General features: G+C 65.2%; 20 protein-coding genes. 11 read left to right on the top strand and 9 right to left on the bottom strand.

What is annotated here, in order from left to right; translation table 11 throughout:
• Both IEI94_RS09595 and IEI94_RS09590 read right to left on the bottom strand, forming a co-directional pair.
• Positions 1 to 185, bottom strand: a 185-nt coding sequence (locus IEI94_RS09595; RefSeq protein ID WP_191167085.1) for a hypothetical protein, incomplete at its 3' end; no start/stop codon positions are given.
• 139 nt (positions 186 to 324) lie between these two features.
• Positions 325 to 1,305: a TAXI family TRAP transporter solute-binding subunit gene (locus IEI94_RS09590; protein ID WP_318153383.1), complete on the bottom strand. Its 981-nt coding sequence runs from the start codon at positions 1,303 to 1,305 to the stop codon at positions 325 to 327.
• A gap of 273 nt (positions 1,306 to 1,578) precedes the next feature.
• Between IEI94_RS09590 and IEI94_RS09585 the strand changes: the two genes are divergently transcribed.
• From IEI94_RS09585 to IEI94_RS09575, 3 genes are read left to right on the top strand one after another with little or no spacing between them, the layout of a single operon-like run.
• Positions 1,579 to 2,859: an exonuclease SbcCD subunit D C-terminal domain-containing protein gene (locus IEI94_RS09585; RefSeq protein WP_191167084.1), complete on the top strand. Its 1,281-nt coding sequence runs from the start codon at positions 1,579 to 1,581 to the stop codon at positions 2,857 to 2,859.
• Positions 2,856 to 6,158, top strand: coding sequence for an AAA family ATPase (locus IEI94_RS09580; RefSeq protein WP_191167083.1), 3,303 nt, complete (start codon positions 2,856 to 2,858; stop codon positions 6,156 to 6,158). The genes IEI94_RS09585 and IEI94_RS09580 overlap by 4 nt, the downstream gene beginning before the upstream one ends.
• A 58-nt stretch (positions 6,159 to 6,216) precedes the next feature.
• Positions 6,217 to 7,080, top strand: a complete 864-nt coding sequence (locus tag IEI94_RS09575) for an alpha/beta fold hydrolase (RefSeq protein WP_191167082.1) — start codon at positions 6,217 to 6,219, stop codon at positions 7,078 to 7,080.
• A 73-nt stretch (positions 7,081 to 7,153) separates the two neighbouring features.
• Here IEI94_RS09575 and IEI94_RS09570 read toward each other — a convergent pair whose 3' ends face one another.
• Positions 7,154 to 8,581 carry a Glu/Leu/Phe/Val family dehydrogenase gene (locus IEI94_RS09570; protein ID WP_191167081.1) on the bottom strand — a complete coding sequence of 476 codons (1,428 nt, stop codon included), beginning with the start codon at positions 8,579 to 8,581 and terminating at the stop codon, positions 7,154 to 7,156.
• 191 nt (positions 8,582 to 8,772) lie between these two features.
• Here IEI94_RS09570 and IEI94_RS09565 point away from each other — a divergent pair, with 191 nt between their 5' ends.
• Together IEI94_RS09565 and IEI94_RS09560 are read left to right on the top strand one after the other, a co-directional pair.
• Entirely contained in the window at positions 8,773 to 9,636 is an 864-nt protein-coding gene (locus tag IEI94_RS09565) for an SDR family oxidoreductase (RefSeq protein ID WP_191167080.1), read from the top strand.
• A 130-nt stretch (positions 9,637 to 9,766) separates the two neighbouring features.
• Positions 9,767 to 10,273, top strand: coding sequence for a phasin family protein (locus tag IEI94_RS09560; protein ID WP_224750046.1), 507 nt, complete (start codon positions 9,767 to 9,769; stop codon positions 10,271 to 10,273).
• Positions 10,274 to 10,602: 329 nt separating this feature from the next.
• Here the strand turns inward: IEI94_RS09560 and IEI94_RS09555 are convergent, their stop codons facing one another.
• Positions 10,603 to 11,415 (bottom strand): alpha/beta fold hydrolase, encoded by an 813-nt coding sequence (locus tag IEI94_RS09555; RefSeq protein WP_191167079.1) that lies wholly within the window; start codon positions 11,413 to 11,415, stop codon positions 10,603 to 10,605.
• A gap of 119 nt (positions 11,416 to 11,534) precedes the next feature.
• On the opposite strand from IEI94_RS09555, the gene IEI94_RS09550 reads away from it, so the two are divergent.
• The 5 genes from IEI94_RS09550 to IEI94_RS09530 all read left to right on the top strand — a co-directional run bounded on the left by IEI94_RS09550 (position 11,535) and on the right by IEI94_RS09530 (position 14,791).
• Positions 11,535 to 12,023: a winged helix-turn-helix transcriptional regulator gene (locus IEI94_RS09550; RefSeq protein WP_191167078.1), complete on the top strand. Its 489-nt coding sequence runs from the start codon at positions 11,535 to 11,537 to the stop codon at positions 12,021 to 12,023.
• Positions 12,024 to 12,311: 288 nt separating this feature from the next.
• Positions 12,312 to 13,493 (top strand): Acg family FMN-binding oxidoreductase, encoded by a 1,182-nt coding sequence (locus IEI94_RS09545; protein ID WP_191167077.1) that lies wholly within the window; start codon positions 12,312 to 12,314, stop codon positions 13,491 to 13,493.
• Positions 13,494 to 13,689: 196 nt separating this feature from the next.
• Positions 13,690 to 14,130, top strand: a complete 441-nt coding sequence (locus IEI94_RS09540) for a gamma-glutamylcyclotransferase (protein ID WP_191167076.1) — start codon at positions 13,690 to 13,692, stop codon at positions 14,128 to 14,130.
• A gap of 51 nt (positions 14,131 to 14,181) precedes the next feature.
• A complete protein-coding gene (locus IEI94_RS09535; protein ID WP_191167075.1) occupies positions 14,182 to 14,502 on the top strand; it encodes a hypothetical protein in 321 nt (106 codons plus the stop codon).
• 7 nt (positions 14,503 to 14,509) lie between these two features.
• Positions 14,510 to 14,791, top strand: coding sequence for a DUF503 domain-containing protein (locus IEI94_RS09530; protein WP_191167074.1), 282 nt, complete (start codon positions 14,510 to 14,512; stop codon positions 14,789 to 14,791).
• A 64-nt stretch (positions 14,792 to 14,855) separates the two neighbouring features.
• Here IEI94_RS09530 and IEI94_RS09525 read toward each other — a convergent pair whose 3' ends face one another.
• The 3 genes from IEI94_RS09525 to IEI94_RS09515 all read right to left on the bottom strand — a co-directional run bounded on the left by IEI94_RS09525 (position 14,856) and on the right by IEI94_RS09515 (position 17,185).
• Positions 14,856 to 15,791 (bottom strand): cation diffusion facilitator family transporter, encoded by a 936-nt coding sequence (locus IEI94_RS09525; protein ID WP_191167073.1) that lies wholly within the window; start codon positions 15,789 to 15,791, stop codon positions 14,856 to 14,858.
• An 85-nt stretch (positions 15,792 to 15,876) separates the two neighbouring features.
• Complete coding sequence (locus tag IEI94_RS09520) at positions 15,877 to 16,329, bottom strand: hypothetical protein (RefSeq protein ID WP_191167072.1); 453 nt, start codon at positions 16,327 to 16,329, stop codon at positions 15,877 to 15,879.
• Positions 16,330 to 16,495: 166 nt separating this feature from the next.
• Positions 16,496 to 17,185: a virulence RhuM family protein gene (locus IEI94_RS09515; RefSeq protein WP_191167071.1), complete on the bottom strand. Its 690-nt coding sequence runs from the start codon at positions 17,183 to 17,185 to the stop codon at positions 16,496 to 16,498.
• Positions 17,186 to 17,437: 252 nt separating this feature from the next.
• Between IEI94_RS09515 and argE the strand changes: the two genes are divergently transcribed.
• Positions 17,438 to 18,598 (top strand): acetylornithine deacetylase, encoded by a 1,161-nt coding sequence (gene argE / locus IEI94_RS09510; RefSeq protein WP_191167070.1) that lies wholly within the window; start codon positions 17,438 to 17,440, stop codon positions 18,596 to 18,598.
• A gap of 7 nt (positions 18,599 to 18,605) precedes the next feature.
• Here argE and IEI94_RS09505 read toward each other — a convergent pair whose 3' ends face one another.
• Both IEI94_RS09505 and IEI94_RS09500 read right to left on the bottom strand, forming a co-directional pair.
• Positions 18,606 to 19,523, bottom strand: a complete 918-nt coding sequence (locus IEI94_RS09505) for an SMP-30/gluconolactonase/LRE family protein (RefSeq protein WP_191167069.1) — start codon at positions 19,521 to 19,523, stop codon at positions 18,606 to 18,608.
• Positions 19,524 to 19,543: 20 nt separating this feature from the next.
• The coding region (locus IEI94_RS09500; RefSeq protein WP_191167088.1) for a dihydroxy-acid dehydratase at positions 19,544 to 20,063 on the bottom strand (520 nt) is incomplete at its 5' end.

Below are 20,063 nucleotides of genomic sequence, written 5' to 3'. Positions count from 1 at the left end.
TGGAACAGCGAGTAGGCCACGGCGAGACCGCCGAACAGCGCCCACTGCCAGCCGGTAAACAGGCGGCGGTTGGACTCGATGACCTCTTCGTCGACGCCCTCGGCCAGCAGCTCGGCGGCGTCCTTGTTATCGGGCGTCTCCTCGGCACCCTGTCCCGCAGGCGGGGTCTTGTCATTATCGCTCATCAGCGTCACCTCCAGGCATCATGCGACGGTCGTGTCCGCCCCGGCGTCGACCAATCGACACCGCATGAATTGACAATAGACAAAATGGCCGCTCACCTCGCGGTGAGCGGCCAGTCGAAGCGAATCAAGCAAGAAGCGCTTAGTTGATCATATCGTCATCGATCTCATAGCCATTCTCGTTGAACCAGCGCGCGGCACCCGGGTGGAACGGCATCACGGTGTTGTGCACGACGTTCTCGGGAATGGTGGTGGCGGCACTGCGGTGCACGTCCATCATCTTGTCGTTGTTCTCCATGGTGATGCGCGTGACCTCATAGACGAAGTCTTCCGGCAGGTCGCAGCGAGCGATGGCGAAGTTCCACATCGATACGGCGCGGGCGTCTTCCTCGAGGGTCTCGTAGGTGTCGGCCGGGATCATGAACTCGGAGACCGGGAAGGCGTCGATGGCGGCCTGCTGCTCCTCCTCGGTGAACTCGATGATGTTGACGTCGGTCTGCACCTCGAGCTGGCTGACCGCCGGGATCGGGATGCCCGCGGCGAAGGCGATGACGTCGAGCAGGCCATCCTGCAGCTGGCCACCGAGGTCGGTCCAGCCGCCGTTACGACGCTCGAAGTCGATGCCCAGCTCTTCGAGGATCGCTGGGAAGTAGGTGTCGGAGGTCGAGCCGGAGGGGCCGAAGCCGATGCGAGCGCCATCGGGAATCTCGGAAATGCTGGTAATGTCGGAGTTCGACAGCGCAGTAATCGAGAACGGCGTCTCGTACATCGGGAACATCGCGCAGACGTTATCCATCGGCACGCCCGGCGCCAGCGGACTCTCGCCAGCCACTGCGTCAGTGGCCGGGCCCATGGTGGCCATGCCAAAGGAGATATCGCCGTTGTGGACCAGCGCCAGGTTCTGGGTCGGGCCGCCGGTGACTTCACCGCCGCCGGACATGTCGCCCAGCTCGTCGGCAATCAGATTGGCCCAGCCAGAGCCGTAAATGTAATAGGTGCCCCCCTGACTGGCAGTACCCATGGTGAAGCTCTCGGGCCAGCCGTCGCGATCAGCCACGGCCTGGGTCGCAGCGGCCATCATCACGGTGGCGGCGGCGAGGGGAAGCAGTGCAAATTTTTTCACAAGCGTACTCCAATTGTTGTTTTGCGGGATGCAATGGTTGCGATGGCAAAAAGGTAATTAATTGTACAAGAAAGCGCGAATGTACAATATCAAGGGTAGCGTTGCGGAAAGCCGGCTGCAAAGCACCTGAAAGCTTTTGCGACTAATGGATTAGGCCACGCCGCCAGAGAGGCAATCCTGTGGCAACCTGACTCACCTCAAGTGTGCCATGCGCTGCAGTGGAGGCGGACAGACGCTATCATCGAGCCTTTGTGTCACCCCATTGGAGCCACCGTGAAGCTGATCCACACCGCCGACTGGCATCTCGGCCAGAGTTTTCACGGCCAGGAGCGCCACGCCGAGCATCGCGCCTTCCTCACCTGGCTGCTCGACACCCTCGATGAGCGCCAGGCCGATGCCCTGCTGGTGGCCGGCGATATCTTCGACGTGGTCAATCCCTCGCTGCGCGCCCAGGAGCTGCTCTACGACTTTATCGTCACCGCCCACCAGCGCCTACCACTGCTCGATATCGTGCTGATCGCCGGCAACCACGACAGCGGTAACCGCATCGAACTGCCGGCGCCGCTGATGAAACGCCTGCGCACCCACGCCCTGGGCCGGGTCAACTGGCTCGACGACGGCCGGCTCGACGCCGAGCGTCTATTAGTGCCGCTCACCGACAGCCAGGGCGAAACCCGCGCCTGGTGCCTGGCGCTGCCCTTCCTGCGGCCCGCCGAGGTCACCGGAGTCGGCACGACGGCAGACGAGCCCCAGGACGAGCGGGGCAACGACTATGTGGACGGCATCAGCCGGGTCCACCAGCAGCTGATCGGCGCGGCGCAGGAGAAGCGCCGCCCCGACCAGGCGCTGGTGGCCATGAGCCATGCCCACCTCCACGGCGCCGCGGTATCCGAGGCCAGCGAACGGCCCATCGTGATCGGCGGCGAGGAGTCGATCTCCGCCGCCCTCTTCCCGCCGGATATCGCCTATGTGGCGCTCGGCCATCTGCACCGCGCCCAGCAGGTCGGCGAGGCGCGCATTCGCTACAGCGGCAGCCCATTGCCGCTGGACTTCAGCGAGGTCGACTATCCCCATCAGGTGGTCGAGGTCACGCTTGCCGACGACGCCCTGGTCGCCACCCAGGCCATCCCGGTGCCACGCCCGGTGGCGATGATTCGCGTCGGACCCGCCTCGTTTGATGAGGTGCTCGAGGCTCTCGCCGCCCTGGAGGCGCCCCAAGGGCTTGAGCTAGAACAGGCACTCCCCAGAGAGCGCTGGCCGTGGCTGGAGGTCAAGGTGGAACTCGACGCCCCGCTGCCCGACCTGCGCACGCGCATCGAGTCGGCCCTGGAGGGCAAGTCGGTACGCCTGCTGCGGCTCGAGCGGCGCCTGCCCAAGGTCGCCGAGCACAACGCCCAGACCCGCGTCGATCTCGAGAGCCTGGGCCCGCGCAAGCTGTTCGCGCTAACCTGGCAGGGGCGCTGGGGCGAACCGCCGGGGGAGGCGGTGATGGCCGACCTCGACCAGCTGCTGCAGGAGGTGCTGGATAGCGACGACGAGGAACCACGGCCATGAAGATCCTCGCCCTGCGCCTCGCCAACCTGGCCTCACTGCCCGGCCCCCTGGAGCTCGACTTCACCGCCGCCCCGCTGCGCGACGCCGGCCTGTTCGCCATCACCGGGCCCACCGGCGCCGGCAAGAGCACCCTCCTCGATGCGCTATGCCTGGCGCTCTACGGCAGCACGCCACGGCTGCGCCAGGCACCGGTGCGCGACGCCCCGCTACCCGATGTCGAGGGCGAGACCCTCAACACCGCCGACCCGCGCACCCTGCTACGCCGCGGCACCGCCGGCGGCTATGCCGAGGTCGACTTTCTCGGCCGCGACGGACGCCGCTACCGCGCCCGCTGGGCGGTGCGCCGCGCCCGTGAGAAGGCCAGCGGCCGGCTGCAGGCCGCCGAGCAGTCGCTGCGCGACCTCGACGACGACCGTTTGCTGACCACCCAGAAGCGCGAGTTCGACCGCCTGCTACCCGAGCGCCTGGGGCTCAGCTTCGACCAGTTCACCCGCGCCGTGCTGCTGGCCCAGAGCGAGTTCGCCGCCTTCCTCAAGGCCGACGACAACGAGCGCAGCGACCTGCTCGAGCGCCTCACCGGCACCGCCGAGTACTCGCAGATCTCGATCGCCGCCTACCGCCGCGCCACCCAGGCGAAGAAGGCGGTAGACGCCCTAGACGCCAAGCTCGCCGACGACCTGCCCGCCGAGCCCGAGGCCCGCGCCGAACTCGAGCGCGCCGCAGAGGCCACCCAGCAAGCGCTTACTCACCTGAAAAGTCAGCAGGAGTCACTCTCCACGCGCCAGCGCTGGCACGACGATGATGCTCGCCTGCACGACGCCTATCACCAGGGCTTGGCAGAGCGGCAAGTGGCCGACGAAGCCTGGCAAGCGCTTACCCAGCAGCGCGCCGACCGCGACTTCCGCCAGTTGATCGCCCCGCGCCGCCACGCCCTCGCCCGCCAGTCAGCGCTGCCCGGGGAGATCGCTGCTCTCGAGGCCACCCACGCCAAGACCCAAGCGGCACTGGAGGACGCGCACCATGAGCAGCAGGCCGCCGCCACCCAGCTCACCCAGGCGGAGCAAGCGCTTACTGCGGCCAATGACGCCCGCCATCAGGCCGACCCCGCCCTGCGCGACGCCCGCGAGCAGGCCCAGCGGCTGGCCACCCTGGAGAAGCAGCTGGCCGACCTGGCAGCGCAACGCCAGCAGCAGCAGACCCAGGCCTCCGCCCTCGCCGAGCAGCACCGCCAGGCAGAGGCGGCGCAGCAGAGCCGGCAACAGCAGCGGGACGACTGGCAGGCGGCCCTCACCCGGCTAGTGGGCACTCACTCGCGGCTGGACGACGCGCGCCAGGCCGCACAGCAGGCCCACGACAGCGCCGCCCAGCGCCACTTGGCCCTGGGCGAGTTGGGCAGCCGCTGGCAGGAGTTCGGCCGCGTAGAGGCGGCCCACCGGCGGCTCAGCGCGCTGCATGCAAAGCACCAGGCGAGCCGCGAGACGCTACTCGCCGACGGCCAGGCGGCGCGCCAGCGTCTCGATCGGGCCGACGCCCACCTGGCCAGCGTCACCGCACTGATCGAGCGCAGCCGAGCCGTGCGCAGCGAGAGCGTGGCGCAGCTGCGCGAAAGCCTGCAGCCCGGCGAGCCCTGCCCGGTGTGCGGCGGGCTCGACCACCCCTGGCGCCAGCAGCCGCCGGCGACGCCCGAGGCCGCCCAGCTCGCCGCCCAGGAAGCGGAAGAGGCGCGCCAACTGGATGACGCCAAGCAGGCCCGCGACGACGCCCAGCAGCAGCGCGATACCCTGGTCGGCGAATACCGCGCCGTGGAGGCCGCTCTAGTCCAGGGCCATAAGGAGCTGGAAGAGACCGAGCGGCGCCTGACCAGCGCCCGCTCGGCGCTGCAAGCGCACCCGCTATATAGCGAGCTGGAGGAGGTGAACGAGGCGCAGCGCGATGCCTGGCTGCGCGCTCAGCAGGATGACAGCGAGGCTCGGCGCCGGCGCGAGCGCCAGACCCTCGATGAGCTCACCCGAGCCGAGGCCGAAATCGCCCCCCTCGAAGAGGCCCTGCGCCAGGGCGAGCTGACCCTGACACGCCTGGCGGCCGATAAGGCCGGCGCCGACAGGCGCCTGGCCGAACTCGACGCGCAGCTGCCACCGCTACAGGCGCAGCGCGACACCCTGAGCCAGCGCCTGGCCGAAATACTGGGTGAGCACGCCAGCGCGGATGCCTGGCAGCAGCACCTCGACGCCGCCCTGGAGAGCGCCCGCCAGGCCCGCGAGCGAGCACTCGCCAAGCAGCATGAGGCCGAGCAGACCCGGCTGCGCCTTACCCAGCAGCGGGAATACGAGGCCGAGCAGCTCAGCGCCAGACGCCAAGAGCAGCAGACCCTGGAGCGCGAGCTGAGCGCCTGGCGCAGCGACCACCCCGAGCTGGACGACGCCACCCTCGCCCGCCTGCTGGCCCAGGGCGAGGACGAGGCCCGTACGCAGGAGCAGCGCATCGAGGCCGCCGATCAGGCACGCCAGCGCGCCGCCGCCACCCTGGCCGAGCGCCGCAGCGCCCTGCTCGAGCACCGCCGCGGTCAGTCGCTGGCCGACAGTGACGCCGACGAAGCCCTGCTGGGTGAGGGCGCTCAGCGCGAGATCGCCCGCCAGCTCCAGGCGCTCATCGAGGCGCGCCATGCCCTGGCCCCGCAACTGGACGCCGCCCAGCAGCAGCGCGATGAAGCCGCCCACGCCCTGCGCGACGACGACCGCAAGCGCCAGCGCCAGCAGCAGGGCCAGGCCGAGCGCGAGAGCGCCCGCGCCGAGTACCGCCGCTGGGGGCAGATCAGCGAGCTGATCGGCTCCGCCGACGGCAAGCTGTTCCGGCGCATCGCCCAGGCCTACAACCTCGAACAGCTGCTGGAGCACGCCAACCTGCACCTCGCCGGGCTCAGCCGACGCTACCGCCTGGTGCGCGGCGGCAGCGAGCTCGGCCTGCTGGTGGTGGACAACGACATGGCCGACGAGCGCCGCTCGGTGCACTCGCTCTCCGGCGGCGAGACCTTCCTGGTCTCCCTGGCACTGGCCCTGGGACTCGCCTCCATGGCCTCCGGCGAGCTCACCATCGAATCGCTATTCATCGACGAGGGCTTCGGCAGCCTCGACCCCCAGTCACTGGCGCTGGCCATGGAGGCCCTCGACGGCCTCCAGGCGCTGGGCCGCCGGGTCGGCGTGATCTCCCACGTCCAGGAGATGCACGAGCGCATCCCGGTGCAGATCCAGGTCGAACCGCTGGGCAACGGCACCAGCCGGGCGAGGTTGGTGAGCGCATGACTCATCTATGCTGCAGAAGTCATGCTGCAGAAGTCACGAACACTCGAGGGAGGGCACCATGAGCAAATTTGCAGTGTATGGCGCAGTGCTGCTGCTGGCCCTTGCCGGCCAGGCGCTGGCCGCCGAGGTCAACTGGCCGCGAGTGGCCGACTCGGCGGACGGCGTGCCGATTGCCTACGAGGTGCAGGGCAGCGGCGAGCCGACGCTGGTCTTTATCCATGGCTGGAGCGGCGACGGGCGCTACTGGCGCGGGCAGCTGCCGCACTTCTCGCAGAGTCATCGCGTGGTGACGGTCGACCTTGCCGGGCACGGCCACTCTGGCCAAGGGCGTGAGGCCCACACCCTGCCCGCCTTCGGAGAGGACGTGAAGGCGGTGCTGGACGACCTGGAGGTGGAGCAAGCGATCCTGATCGGCCACTCCATGGGCGGACCGGTCAGCGTCGAAGCGGCACGTCTGATGCCGGAACGCGTCATCGGCATCATCGGCGTCGACACCTTCCACGACGTGGCCGCGGAGGTCGACCAGGAGCAGCGCGACGCGCTGCTGGAACCGCTCAAGGAAGACTTCGCTCCGGCCGCACGCGAGTTCGTGGCGTCGATGTTTATCGACAGCACCGATGCCACGCTGCGCGACTGGGTCATGCAGGATATGGCAGCCGCTCCGCCTGAGGTGGCCATCAGCGCCATGCAGGAGATGCTGTCGCGGCAAGCCGATGGCGAAGCGGCCCAGCAGTTCGAGGAACTGACAATACCCGTGGTAGCGATCAACGCCGACCTGTGGCCGACCGACGTCGACGCCAACCGCGAGCTGTTACCGGACTTCGATGCCGTGATCATGGAAGAGAGCGACCACTTCCTGCACATGGCCAAGCCAGCAGCCTTCAACCGTGAGCTGGAACGGATGATCGGCACACCACCATGACGCTCAACGCCACCCGCCGGGCGAGGTTGGTAACCACTTGACCGACCCCGCCCACACTATAGCGAAAAGACGATCAGAAGCCGATATCGCGGTAGTGGCGGGCGACCTTCTCGATGGCGATGGCGTAGGCCGCCATGCGGTAGTCGTGAATCTTCGGATTGTCGCGGCGCAAGCGGATGATCGACTGCAACGCCAGGCGCATGGAGTCATCCAGCCCTGAACGCACCAGGTCGAACTCATCGGCCCCGCGCGCCAGTTTCTCGCGCAGGTGCTCGGGGACCTCGACACCCGTGGCGTCTTCGATGGCGGCAATGATCTGCTCGCCCCTGGCCTCGTGGAAGCGCCGCTCCAGGCGACCGAAGCGCACATGATTGAGGTTACGAATCCACTCGAAGTAGGAGACCACCACCCCGCCAGCGTTGCAGTAGGCATCCGGCAGGATTTCCACGCCGCGCTCCTGAAGGATCTTGTCGGCGGCGAAGGTCACCGGGCCATTGGCCGCCTCGGCGATCAACGGCGCCTGGATGCGCTCGGCGTTGTCGGCGGTGATCACGCCCTCGAGCGCCGCCGGAATCAGGATATCGCAGGCCATCTCCAGCAGCGCGGCACCCTCCGCATGATACTCGCCGCCGGCGTAGCCCTTGACCCCGCCGGTCTCGGCAAGATGATCGCGCACCGCGCTGACATCCAGGCCCTGCGGATTGACCACAGCGCCATCGCGCTCGATGATCGCGGTGATCAGGCAGTCATCCTCGGTTTCCAGGAAGTGGGCAGCATGGTAGCCCACGTTGCCCAGCCCCTGGACGACGACCCGCTTGCCGGCGAGACTGCCAGACAGGCCGCAGCGCTCCAGCTCCTCAGGATGACGGAACAGCTCGCGCAGCGCGTACTGCACCCCGCGGCCGGTCGCCTCGTTGCGCCCGCGTACCCCGCCATGCTCTACCGGCTTGCCGGTCAGCGCGCCCATATAGTTGATGTCGTTGGGGAACATCTGCCGGTAGGTATCCACCATCCAGCCCATCTCGCGCGGCCCGGTGCCCATGTCCGGAGCCGGCACGTTCTGAGCCGGGCTCAAGTAGCCCTTGAGGATCAGTTCACGGGCAAAACGGCGGGTGATCGCTTCCAGTTGATGGCGCTCGTACTTACGCGGATCGATCACCAACCCGCCTTTGGAGCCGCCAAACGGGACGTCGACGATGGCGCACTTGTAGGTCATCAGCGCCGCCAGGGCTTCGACCTCGTCCTGGTCGACGATCGGCGCGTAGCGGATGCCGCCTTTCGACGGCAGCCGGTGATCGCTGTGGGTGGCTCGCCAGCCGGTGAAGATCTCCGCCTTGCCGTCGATTTCCACCGGAAAGGAGACCTGCACCACGCTCTGGCACACCTTCATGGCGTTGCCGATTCCCTCGTCCAATCCCATGATCTCGATGGCATGATCCACCATGTGTTCCACGCTTTGGCGAAACGTCATGCCTTGCTGTGCGTACTTGGTGTCACTCATCCTGCGCCTCCATGGCCTTTATTATGCTGGCATCCAACGCCACACGCCGAAGAATGCCTTGCGTTCGCTACCAGTCTAGCAACTCGATGCAAGGTGGCACGATGCCGTCGAGGTAGCATAAGGGCCTGACAATGTTGCGTATTCTTCCCAGGCAACCTCATCATGCAGGCCCTCACAACAAGGAGACGAGGATGTCAGACGCCCCTGATGCATCGACGCGCAGCATACTGATCACTGGCTGCTCCAGCGGCATCGGCCATGCCGCGGCCCATACGCTTGCCCAGCGAGGGTGGCGGGTGTTCGCCACGGCGCGGGCCGCAGCGGACGTCGCTCGGCTCGAGGAGGAGGGTTTCGAGGCACTGCCACTGGACCTCGCCGACAGCGCCTCGATCGAGGCTGCAGTGGCGACGGTGGAAGCGCGCACCGCGGGGCGGCTAAGCGCCCTGTTCAACAACGGCGCCTACGGCCAGCCCGGCGCGGTAGAGGACCTGACCCGGGCAGTGCTGCGCGAACAGCTGGAAACCAACCTGCTGGGCACCCACGAACTCACCACCCGGGTCCTGCCGATGATGCGCGCCCAGGGCCACGGCCGGATTGTGCACAACAGCTCGGTGCTGGGCTTCGCTGCCTTGCCCTACCGTGGCGCCTACGTCTGTTCCAAGTTCGCCCTCGAAGGCCTGACCGATACCCTGCGCCAGGAGCTGCAGGGTAGCGGCATCCATATCAGCCTGATCCAGCCCGGGCCCATCGCCAGCCGCTTCCGCGAGAACGCCTACCAGGCCTTCAAGGCCAATATCGACACCACCCACAGCGCCCATGCCGACACCTACCGCAAGGTGGAAGCGCGCCTCGCCAGCCAGGACGGCAAGGCGCCCTTCACCCTCGGCCCCGAGGCCGTGGTGGACAAACTGATCCACGCCCTGGAGAGCCGCCGCCCCAAGCCCCGCTATGCGGTGACGCTGCCCACCCACCTCTTTGCAGCGCTAAGGCGGGTGCTCAGCACCCGCGGCATGGACCGCGTGCTGCTGCGCTCGACTCGCGACGAGCGGGAGTGAGGTGTCAAGCAGCCCGAATCGGTGTGTTGCCGTACAGAGCGATGCCGCATTTCGGCCTAGGCTTCAACTGGGCATCTTGAATAAGCCAGCACATTTTTATTTCATCTGCCAAATTACATGGAGGTGTTAGATGAGTATTGAAAAGACCAAGAAAGACGCTGAAAGCACTATCGAGAAAGGGACTGATCGTGCCAAGCAGCAGTTCGACAGCTCAATGGTAGAGCCGGTGCGTGCCTACGGGTCACTGACCACCGATTACTATGAAAAGCTGTTCTCGACACAGTTCGATGCTGTTCGCGCATTTGCTGATACAAGCTTGGCCCAATCGCGCTCTTGGCTTGAGGTCAGGGATTCCGAGAGCTTTCAGCAAGTGGTCGAGGAGCAACAACACTCTATTCGGGAAATGGGCGAGAGATTGAAGGCTGACACCGACAAGATCAGCTCCCTGAGCCAGGAATATCTGAAAGAAACCCAGCAGTTGGCAATGGGCAGCATGCAGACGGGCCAAAAACAGCTCGAAGAAAACATGCAGAAGGGCCAACAGCAGCTCAAGGAAAACTTCCAGAAAGGACAGGATCAGGTCAACGACGGCATGCAGAAAGCCAAGAGTTCTGAAGCCGATAAAGTCAAGAAGTAGACCAGCCTCTCCGTTACTTAAGGCTGGAACGCTTCTAACTACGTGATGCCGATGGGGCCGCTTTCTAACGAAAAGCGGCCCTTTAATTATTGCGCCCTTGCTGCTGTGTTCGACGAGCGAAAAGGTGGCCATTGACGCACACCGCTGTAGCTCCCGCGCCTGACGCCACGACGACGCCAGCTCCGCCATGACCAGGGCCTCATCCAGCGAGCATCATCGCTTCGCCACTTAGCAAGGCGAGCCACCCCAACCATTTTGGTGGGAATTCATTCAGTCAAAATGCACTGCTGTACACGTGGTCGGGGATGAACATGATGCATGTCTCCGTGTCAGGAATGCATAAAATCGGTGATGGTTTCAACCACAGCACGGTCTTTCAGGACCCGGCCATGACCAAGACCGCGGGTCGCCAGCAAGTCAACCCGATCACTACCGTGACGGACGATCGCTTCGGCATCGGCATAGGGCACCACCGGATCATCGTGGTCGTGCACGATCAGCAAGCGGGTGTCGATGCTTTTCAACACTTCAGCCGGATGGGTCTGGTTCAGCAGCAGGCCGGTGCGTGCCTCCATGGCGCGCAAGAAGCTGGCGCGGCTGGCCGGTGCCAGGCCGAGTTGATCGGCAAGGCGCTCGAGCACCCCGCGGTACCCGGCCGGCCCGGCCACACAGACAGAGCGCTCTACCCGTAAACCGTTCACCTGCGCCAACAGCGCGGCTCCCGCACCCATGGAATGTCCAATCACTCCATGCACCGGCCCGAGCTCACCAGCCGCTTCAAGCAGCGCATCGACAAACAAGCCGGGATGGGCCTCGCGATCCGGGCTGTCACCGTGGCCCGGCGCGGTCAGGGCGAACACTTGATAGCCCCGCCCGGCCAGGTCAATGCCCAATGACCGAAATTGCTGCGGCCTGCCCTCCCAGCCATGCAGCGCAATAATGACCGGGCCAGACTCTCCCCAACGCAAGGCCTTCAGGCCAAAACGCAGAGTGACCGTTTCGGCGTCAGCCTCAGCATCGTCCGAACGGAACGATCGCCGGCGCGGCTGCGTTGCCAATGATTCGGCCAGACGAGCCGAGGCTGCTGGCAGCACCGGACTGACGAGGCGCCCGATATTGCGGATCAAAGCCGATGGGTTCATGCGTGATCTCCTGGTGATAAGTATAAGTTGCGCTTCAATACTGGTTGTACTTTGCAACCTATGTGACACCACATCAAAAAGAGTTGCAAGTTGCAACTGTCTTTTGTCACAATCCCCACATGACTCGAACCAACGTTTTTCAATCCAACTGCCCCATGGCCCGCGTGACCGAGATCATCGGCGAGGGATGGACCTTGATGGTGTTACGCGAGGCTTTCCTCGGCACCCGTCACTTCAACGAGTTCGAGCGCGAGCTCGGAATTGCTCGTAACATCCTGGCGGACCGGCTAAAGAAACTGGTCGAGGCGGGATTGATGGAACGCGCGGCCTCGACCACCGACCGACGCGTGGTCGAGTACCGCCTCACCTGGTCCGGGCAAGCCCTGTTTCCGGTGCTGATAGGCCTGACCCAGTGGGCCAGTGAGCACCTGTGCGACGGCCAGGCCTCGATGCGTTTCGTCGAGAAAGAATCCGGCCGGGAGGTTGCGCCGGTGGGCGTGCTGAGCGCCGATGGACGCCCGCTCAAACTGGCCGATATCGCCATGGTCGCCGGTCCCGACGCCGACCCATCACTCGGCGCCCGGCTTGCAAAGGCCGCCGAACGCTAGGCGGCCTATCCACACAGTGGGAGATCGTCCATCGGTGCCGACGCTCTGCTGTTGATCGTCGGCAGATTATGGGTGTCCTGAATGACAGCCCGATTGGCTGACGTGCCCTTCGTTCACCCCGCGTTGCTATCACCCCAGAGGTACAGCAGGCCATCGGCTGACCGGCGAAGTGGTGCGTCACACGGAAGCCGGATGGCAACAGCTACGCCGGGCGATCCAGCTCGCATGTCGCACCGGAGGGTGCGTCGAACTACGGCCGCCGGTGCAGGGGCCAAAGAGGACAATCACATGAAGCGTCGAGGTTTCTTGCAAGGCTTGGCCGGAGTCACCGTTGTTGTCGTGGGAGGGACCGTTTGGCGTTCGGCCGACCAGGGCGTGTTCAGTGCCGGCAACGGGCCGGCGTATGAGCCCTGGAGCGATTGGCGTGCAGCCAGCGAATCGGGACCGCTGGCTCTCGTCCGGGCCGGCATCCTGGCAGCCAACCCCCACAACACCCAGCCCTGGATCTTCCGCGTCGACGAGGATGCGGTCGAGCTCTATGCCGATCGCACCCGCAACCTCGGAACCTTCGACCCGTACCTGCGCGAAATGCACCTGGGGCTTGGCTGCGCGGTGGAGAACATGATGCGTGCGGCCCGCGCCAACGGTTACTCGGCGGAGCTGGCATTCTCGGAAGGTACGCTGGGACCGATCGACTCCCAGCCCGAGCAGGCGCGAGTGGCACGCATTGCTCTTTCGGAGGTGGGCCCGACCGAGGATGCTCTCCATGATGCGATTCCGCGCCGCCACACCAACCGGGGGCCCTACGACAGCCAGCGCCCGGTGTCGTCGGCGGCACTAAGCTCCCTCGCGGCCATGGCCGATGATGACGACGGCGTCGGCATCATGATGTTCACCGAGAACCAGGCCATTGCTGCATGTTGGCAACTCATCGTGGAAGCCACGGAGGCGATCATTGCGGATGAGCCGATGGTGACCGACAGTGAGCGCTGGTTTCGCCACTCCTGGGAGGAGGTTCAGGCGCATCGGGATGGCCCGACGCTGGATGCGGCTGGACTCTCGCCAGTGATGACGGCGATAGCGAAGGTGATGCCGCGCTCCTCCGCCGAGACCAATCATCGGTACTGGCTGGATGCCACTAGGGATGTCCAGGTTGCCACGGCACCGGCCTTCGGCTTGATCGGCGTGCAGGATCTCTACGACCGTGCCCAGACCCTGGGGGCCGGGCGGATCTGGCAGCGCATGCACTTGTGGGCAACAACACAGGGGCTGGCGATGCAGCCGCTGAACCAGCCCGTTGAGCGGGTGGACCGTGAACGCGAACTGGGTTTCGAGCCTAAGGCTGCCCGGGCACTTGGGCGGCTGGTTGGCGAAGCCGACTGGCAACCAACCTTCGTCTTCCGTGTCGGTTACCCGTCCCGGGGAGCCTCACCGAGCCCGAGGCGTTCGGCGGAGCAGGTGCTGGTCTAGCAGCGTTCGTGTCATGTCGCCGTCGTTTAATCAAGGACGAAACAGACGAACTGGTCGCCAGGCTCAAGAAGACACTGTACGTGAAGAAAAAGCAGCCGCTGGACTAGCTGCACGCTCCAAGCGAGGGGCGCATATGAGCCTCGGCCAGGCGGGATGATAGAATGTGCGTCAAAATCCAGCGTTACGGAGTCGCCTTATGCACACCCCGGTGCTTGCCGTTGCCCACACCCCGGTGCTTGCCGTTGCCCACACCCCGCTGGTGGCCGTCTACGGCACGCTGAAGCGCGGGCTGCGCAACCATCACTGGATGGAGGGGGCCGAGTTTCTCGGCAGCGACCGCCTGACCGCGGTGACCCTCTACGACCTGGGCCCCTACCCCGGCGCCAAGCCACAGCCCTCGCGGGGTATCGAGGTGGAAATCTTCCGGGTCGACGCCCAGTTGATGGCCGGCCTCGACCACCTCGAGGATCACCGCGTGCGCACGCCCAAGCAGGGCGACTTCGAGCGGGTGGTCTATTCCACGGCCCATGGCCCCGCCTGGCTCTACCTATATAACCATGGTGTCAGCGGCTGCCCGGCGATTCGCGAGGGCGCCTGGCAACCCGAGCGCCCTGCCGGACGTCGCCACGTGGTATAACCCACCTCCATTACGCTCACTTGCAAGGCAGCTGTTCCTCAGGAGGAATCCATGGGTCGTCTCTTTTCGTTGATCGTGATCGCCGGGCTGGCCTACGGCGGCCTGTATCTCTACTACGGCGTGGCAGTAAAAGACGCCATTGAGCAGCAGCTCGAGGCGCGGGGGCTTAGTGCGCTTGAGGTGGATAGCGTCGACTACGGCCTGCTGGCCCCGCTCTCTACCGATACCCAGCTTTCCATTGACGTCCGCTACCGCGGCGCCGAGGCGAGCTTGGACGTTCGAGTGATCGGCCACCCGGTCTTCTCCGATGAGGTCCGCCTGGAGCTCGACGGTCTGCAGGCGCTGAGATTGAGCATCGGCACAGGTAACTGAGGCCATCATGCATATCGCCGTACTGACCCTTAGCATCTCGCTGCCCGGCTGTCGCTCCCTCAAGGAGAAGCGCCAGCGCATGGGTGGCCTGCATGAGCGTTTCGGTCGCAACCCGGCGGTCGCAGTCTGCGAAAGCGGCGAGCACGACCGCATTGAGGCCAGCGAGTGGACCTTCGTGGTCACCGCCACCACGCTACCCAAGGTGGAATCGCTGTGCAGCGAGATCGAGGACAAGATTCAGCGCGGCGTGGATGGGCGGGTCATGGAGGTGACGCGGGAGGTGCTTTAGAGCCGAGGCCTAGCGGACAGTCCGCGCAGAGCGTCGCACCCGATGACAGGCTCGCGCTCGGGCATCAGGGGTGCTTTTCCACCAGTAGCCCGCAGGATGGCGCTGCCCAGCGCTTGTCAGCGGTGAAGACCACATCGCAGACAACAGGTGAGTAGTATTGGCGCACTTCCTCCTCGATGCGCTTCCGCGATCGATCCTGGCTGGCTAGCGACGACTGCGGGTGGTCGACGGCAAGCACGACATGAACCATGACGTACAGTAGGCGTCCTGGGCGAACCATCCTCACTCGAACTTCCTGGGTATCAATATCGGCAAGTCCGCGTGCCACCGCCTGGCGGACGGGCTCGGCGACCGACTCGTCCGGGGTCTTGTTGAGGAGTTCCTGCAGCGCCTGAGAGGCCATGCGCACGGGCACCCCTAGGCACAGCACCACGACCGCCACCACCAGTACCGAATCGACATACGGCAGCACGGCCTGCCAGTCCAAGTGTTCGAACAGCAGGACCAAACAAAAGGCGCAAAGCACCGCCGCCGAGATCAGACTGTTCACCAGCCAGTTGAACTTATCGGCCACCACTAACGGGCTATGTACATGGCGCTGGCTGCGGTGCATGACCCAGGCCGTCAACGAACAGGCGGCCGTAGCAAAAAGCGCATACATGACGGCCAGCCCCGCGGAGATCATGCGCCCCCCGGTCAGTAGCGCGACAACGGCATCCACCAGGGCAAAGAGGGAGACCCCCAGTATCAGCAAGCCCTTGCACAGGTTGACCAGCGATTCGAAGTAGCTGTAGCCGAAGGGGTAGGAATCGCTATCCGGGCGGCTGGCCAGCTTGCTGACCTTGATGGTCACCAGCGCGACGCAAAAGTAGATGAGGTTGAACAGGCCATCCAGCAGGATGGCCTGAGAGTTGGTGGCCAAGGTCGCCACGATGCCCACACTGCCAATCAGCAGTGCCATAAAGGCGGAAAATGCCAGGGTACTGGACTCTCTTCTCACGAACGCTCTGCTCCCATGCCGACGTCGCCTACAAGACGCCCAGTGTAGCAACAGCTGATACGGTCAGCAGGCTTCGTCACATCGCCTACCTATCGGCACCGTAATACTTGACCCTGCGATACAGCGTCGTCAGGAACCCGCCGCCCAGTATCATGCCGAGCCCTGCCACGACCGCGATCAGGGCGTCGTAAGCGATGCTGCCCGTGGAGACATAGGCGCCCACCAGCATGCCGATATAACGGACCAGCAGATACACGCCGATCAGAAAGGTGCCGGCGCGCACCAGATCATCGTCCTTGACCTGGACATCGCCACCGGCATCACCATGTAGCCTGCCTGCCAGGCGAGCTGCGAAGCACCACAGCAACACACCGCCCAGCATCGGCACGACCACCGTAGCGACGGCAATGGGCAGCACCTCACCCGACCAGAACTCAGCGGCATTCGGCGCAAGCAGCGCCGGAAGGAACGCGAATAGGGTCTGCAGGAAGATGTAAAGACCCAGCAATCGGATCAGCAGGATGGAAAATGGCTTCATGGTGTCTCCATAGCCGCTTTTTTGGCTAACGTGATCGGCGTTATTTTAACTTCATGCCCCTCCGTGGCGGCCGTCATGTCGATGCCATCGACATATCCGCGGGACGTGTCGAAAAAATCGCGTTTCGTAAACATGTCGTGACCACTCACCGCAAGCTGAGGAGTCGTCAGCCCCCTTCGGGTGTGGCCAACATATTCATGATCAGCCGGATCATGGTCTCCTTGTTAGCCGGATCGGACTTTAGTGACGCCAGCGCCGTGCGAGCCTCGGCCAGAGTGGGCAGTTGACCGCCGGCCTGGGCGCGGGGCTCGGTCAACAGGCCTTCGTCGTATCGCTGCAGCAGCAGAAAGGTCTGGGCATAACGGGTGACGATATCGATCAGGCCACGGCCGCTGGTGGTATCCAGCGTCGGGCTGCCGGCCGTTTTGCGCACCAGGGCCATAGCGGCCTCCAGCTCGCGGGCATTCTCCTCGAAGCGCTGGCGGCTTAGCGTCCAGCCCTGGGTGAGGTGCTCGCGTAGCACCCGGGTTGCCCAGCGACGGAAATGAGTAGCCTCATGTGACTTAACCCTATAGCCAACGGAGATAACGACATCCAGATTGTAGTGGCAAACCTGGTAGGTCTTACCGTCCTCGGCAGTATGTGCAAAATTTGCACATACTGCCCCCTCATCCAGCTCACCCTCCCGGAAGATATTGCGCAGGTGCTTGGTAACCACCGAGCGCTCACGGCCAAATAGCTCACTCATCTGTTCCTGACGCAGCCAGATAGTCTCCTGCCCAGTATCCAGCCTCACTTCTACGGGATGATCTCCATGCTGATAGATCACTAGAGGTGTCTGATTGTCATCGCTCATGCCCTCTCCTCCTCCATCCTTTGCTCGGCTAACCCGGCCGACGCATCGCTGCAGACGGCCTTATGGAGCTAGGACTGATTTATGCACCAGCGGCCGCAAGAGAATATTAGTAAATCTTATTACGCCGCGGCCTCCGGCCGCGCCAGCCAGGCGGCATGGCGCTGTCCCAGTAGGTATCGCAGGCCGTGTAGGTGGCGAAGCCGCCCCCGGCTCATGCTAGGCTGATGGGATTCCATGATAAGGGGCATCAGCATGAATGACGCAGCGACGCTGCTGGAGACGCTGGTGGGTTTTCCCACCGTGTCTCGCGACTCCAACCTGGCGCTGATCGAGTGGGTCGAGGCCTACCTCGACGAATACGCCGTGCAGCACTGGCGCATCGACAGCGACGATGGCAGCAAGGCCAACCTGCTGGCGCGTATCGGCCCCGCCGTCGAGGGCGGCGTGGTGCTGTCGGGGCATACCGATGTGGTGCCGGTGGATGGCCAGCCGTGGACCAGCGACCCCTTCATGCTGGTCGACAAGGGCGACGGTCGCCTCTACGGCCGCGGCACCTGCGACATGAAGGGCTTTATCGCCTGCGCCCTGTCGGAGGTGCCGCGCTGGGTGGAACTGAACCTCCCCAAGCCGATCTATCTGGCACTCTCCTACGACGAAGAGATCGGCTGCGTGGGGGCGCCGCGGATGATCGAGCGCTTGATGGCCGACCACCCGCGCCCGTCGGCGGTGATTGTCGGCGAGCCGACGTCGATGGCACCGGTAGTGGCACAAAAAGGCGCCACCAACCTGCGCACCACCGTGACCGGTCACGCCGCCCACTCCAGCCAGGTCAACCAGGGCGTCTCGGCGATCCACGTGGCGGCGCGCCTGGTCACCAGGATCGAAGACGTGATGAGCGAGCTAAAGGCCGAGGGCCGCGTGGATGAGGCCTTCAATGTGATCCACTCCAGCCTTCACGTCGGCAAGATCGCCGGCGGCACGGCGATCAATATCATGGCCCGGGAGTGCAGCTTCGATTGGGAGATCCGCCACCTGCCCCAGGACCGCTTCGACGAGCTGCTGGGCCGCGTCACCGACTACGCTAGCCAACTCGAAGCCGAGATGCGCCAGCGCGCACCGCACACCGGCATCGTCACCGAAACGCTCAATGATACCGTGCCGGCGCTGGCCGACCGCGACAACGCCGAGGCGCTGACGCTGTGCCATGCGCTGCTCGGCGAGCAGGCAGCGGGTGGCGCCGTGGCCTACGCCACCGAGGCCGGCCAGTTCCAGCGCGAAGGGCTGTCCACGGTGATCTGCGGGCCCGGCAGCATCAGCCAGGCCCACCAGCCCGACGAGTATATCGACATCGACCAGCTCGAGGCCGGCAGCCGCTTCATGCGGGCGCTGGGCGAGAGGATGGTCGAGACCTAAGCCCCGATCAGCGCCCCGTCCAGCCGGGCTCGGCGAGCCCCGGCACCGCGACCGCCATACTCAGCAGGCTGCCCGCCGCCGGCCAGCTCGCCTTGCCCGGGTCATCCAGATGCTGGGTAGCGGTGGTGATATAGAGCGTGCGCAGGTCACGGCCACCGAACGCGACCATGGTGGGATGGGGGCACGGCACCTCGTGCTCGGCGAGCAGCTCGCCCTCGGGGGAGAAGCGCACCACCCGGCCGCCGTCATAGAGGGCACTCCAGTAGCAGCCTTCACTGTCTACTGCGGCACCGTCGGGCACGCCGGGAAGCCCCAGCGCCTCCAGATCGACCCAGGTCTCGCCCTCTCCCAGCCCACCGCTCTCTACGTCGTAGGGGTAGCGCAGAATACGCCGCGTCAGCGAGTCGGTGTGGTAGAGCCAGCGCCGGTCGGGGCTGAAGGCCAGCCCGTTGGAGATGCCGATGCCCGACAGGCGCCGAACCAGGGCGCCGTCCTGCAGCGTGTAGAGCGCTGCGCTAGGCTGGCTCTCCTCGGCGTCGATGGTGCCGACCCAGAAACGCCCGACGGCGTCGCAGCGGCCGTCGTTGAAGCGATTGCCCTGCCCTTCGTGTTGCTCTTTCTGCCACTCTGGATTGGCCGCCAGGTGTTCGAGCTGACCATCAAACGGCAGCCTCAGCCGCACCAGCCCCGAGGCCGCCGCGGCCAGCAACCCCGCGTCGCCTGACTCGCCGCACAGCGCGATGCAGCCCACCTTCTCATCTAGTGTCATCGTCTCCGGCGCCGCCTCGCTGGCCGGTCGCCAGGCGTAGATCGTGCCGCGATTGATATCCACCCAGTAGAGGGTCTGCTGCGCCGCGGACCAGACCGGGCTCTCGCCCAGGCTCATCTCCAGTTCAAGCGCTACCTCGACAAGCTTATCTGACATGGTCTCTCCCCCTCTTACTATCAGTGATTGTCCCGGGGCGGGCTGACCCGCGCCACGTCGCGGTACTTGGTCGCCGGCGTCAACGTCATGCCGCGGTCCAGCGGCTCCACCATGCTGCGCTGGATCTCCTGCCAGGGGGTCTGGTGATCCGGGTAGCGATAGCCGCCCTCGGCCTCCAGGCGCTGGCGCCGTTCGGCGAGCTCGGCGTCATCGATCAGTAGCCGCACCTCGCCGCGCTTGAGGTCGACGCGCAGCCGGTCGCCGCTCTCGAGCAGCGCCAGACCGCCGCCGGTGGCCGCTTCCGGCGAGGCGTTGAGAATCGACGGCGAGCCGGAGGTCCCCGACTGGCGGCCATCACCCAGGCACGGCAGCGACTCGATACCGCGCTTGAGCAGCGCTTCGGGCGGCTGCATATTGACCACCTCCGCCCCACCAGGATGCCCTACCGGGCCGGCACCGCGCATCACCAGGATGGTGCGCTCGTCGATGCCAAGCTGCGGGTCGTCGATGCGCGCGTGGTAGTCCTCGGAGCCGTCGAAT

This window comes from Halomonas sp. ML-15, assembly GCF_014779595.1.
Lineage (GTDB): Bacteria > Pseudomonadota > Gammaproteobacteria > Pseudomonadales > Halomonadaceae > Franzmannia.
Note: the sequence above shows the minus strand (reverse complement) of the source record. Positions and strands in the feature narration are given on the sequence as shown.

What these genes read in the sequence shown, in the direction of transcription:
- IEI94_RS09580 (WP_191167083.1), top strand. Translation starts at nt 2,856, where the DNA reads ATGAAGATCCTCGCCCTGCGCCTCGCCAACCTGGCCTCACTGCCCGGC.
- IEI94_RS09575 (WP_191167082.1), top strand. Translation starts at nt 6,217, where the DNA reads ATGAGCAAATTTGCAGTGTATGGCGCAGTGCTGCTGCTGGCCCTTGCC.
- IEI94_RS09570 (WP_191167081.1), bottom strand. Translation starts at nt 8,581, where the DNA reads ATGAGTGACACCAAGTACGCACAGCAAGGCATGACGTTTCGCCAAAGC.
- IEI94_RS09565 (WP_191167080.1), top strand. Translation starts at nt 8,773, where the DNA reads ATGTCAGACGCCCCTGATGCATCGACGCGCAGCATACTGATCACTGGC.
- IEI94_RS09560 (WP_224750046.1), top strand. Translation starts at nt 9,767, where the DNA reads ATGAGTATTGAAAAGACCAAGAAAGACGCTGAAAGCACTATCGAGAAA.
- IEI94_RS09555 (WP_191167079.1), bottom strand. Translation starts at nt 11,415, where the DNA reads ATGAACCCATCGGCTTTGATCCGCAATATCGGGCGCCTCGTCAGTCCG.
- IEI94_RS09550 (WP_191167078.1), top strand. Translation starts at nt 11,535, where the DNA reads ATGACTCGAACCAACGTTTTTCAATCCAACTGCCCCATGGCCCGCGTG.
- IEI94_RS09545 (WP_191167077.1), top strand. Translation starts at nt 12,312, where the DNA reads ATGAAGCGTCGAGGTTTCTTGCAAGGCTTGGCCGGAGTCACCGTTGTT.
- IEI94_RS09540 (WP_191167076.1), top strand. Translation starts at nt 13,690, where the DNA reads ATGCACACCCCGGTGCTTGCCGTTGCCCACACCCCGGTGCTTGCCGTT.
- IEI94_RS09535 (WP_191167075.1), top strand. Translation starts at nt 14,182, where the DNA reads ATGGGTCGTCTCTTTTCGTTGATCGTGATCGCCGGGCTGGCCTACGGC.
- IEI94_RS09530 (WP_191167074.1), top strand. Translation starts at nt 14,510, where the DNA reads ATGCATATCGCCGTACTGACCCTTAGCATCTCGCTGCCCGGCTGTCGC.
- IEI94_RS09520 (WP_191167072.1), bottom strand. Translation starts at nt 16,329, where the DNA reads ATGAAGCCATTTTCCATCCTGCTGATCCGATTGCTGGGTCTTTACATC.
- IEI94_RS09515 (WP_191167071.1), bottom strand. Translation starts at nt 17,185, where the DNA reads ATGAGCGATGACAATCAGACACCTCTAGTGATCTATCAGCATGGAGAT.
- argE (WP_191167070.1), top strand. Translation starts at nt 17,438, where the DNA reads ATGAATGACGCAGCGACGCTGCTGGAGACGCTGGTGGGTTTTCCCACC.
- IEI94_RS09505 (WP_191167069.1), bottom strand. Translation starts at nt 19,523, where the DNA reads ATGTCAGATAAGCTTGTCGAGGTAGCGCTTGAACTGGAGATGAGCCTG.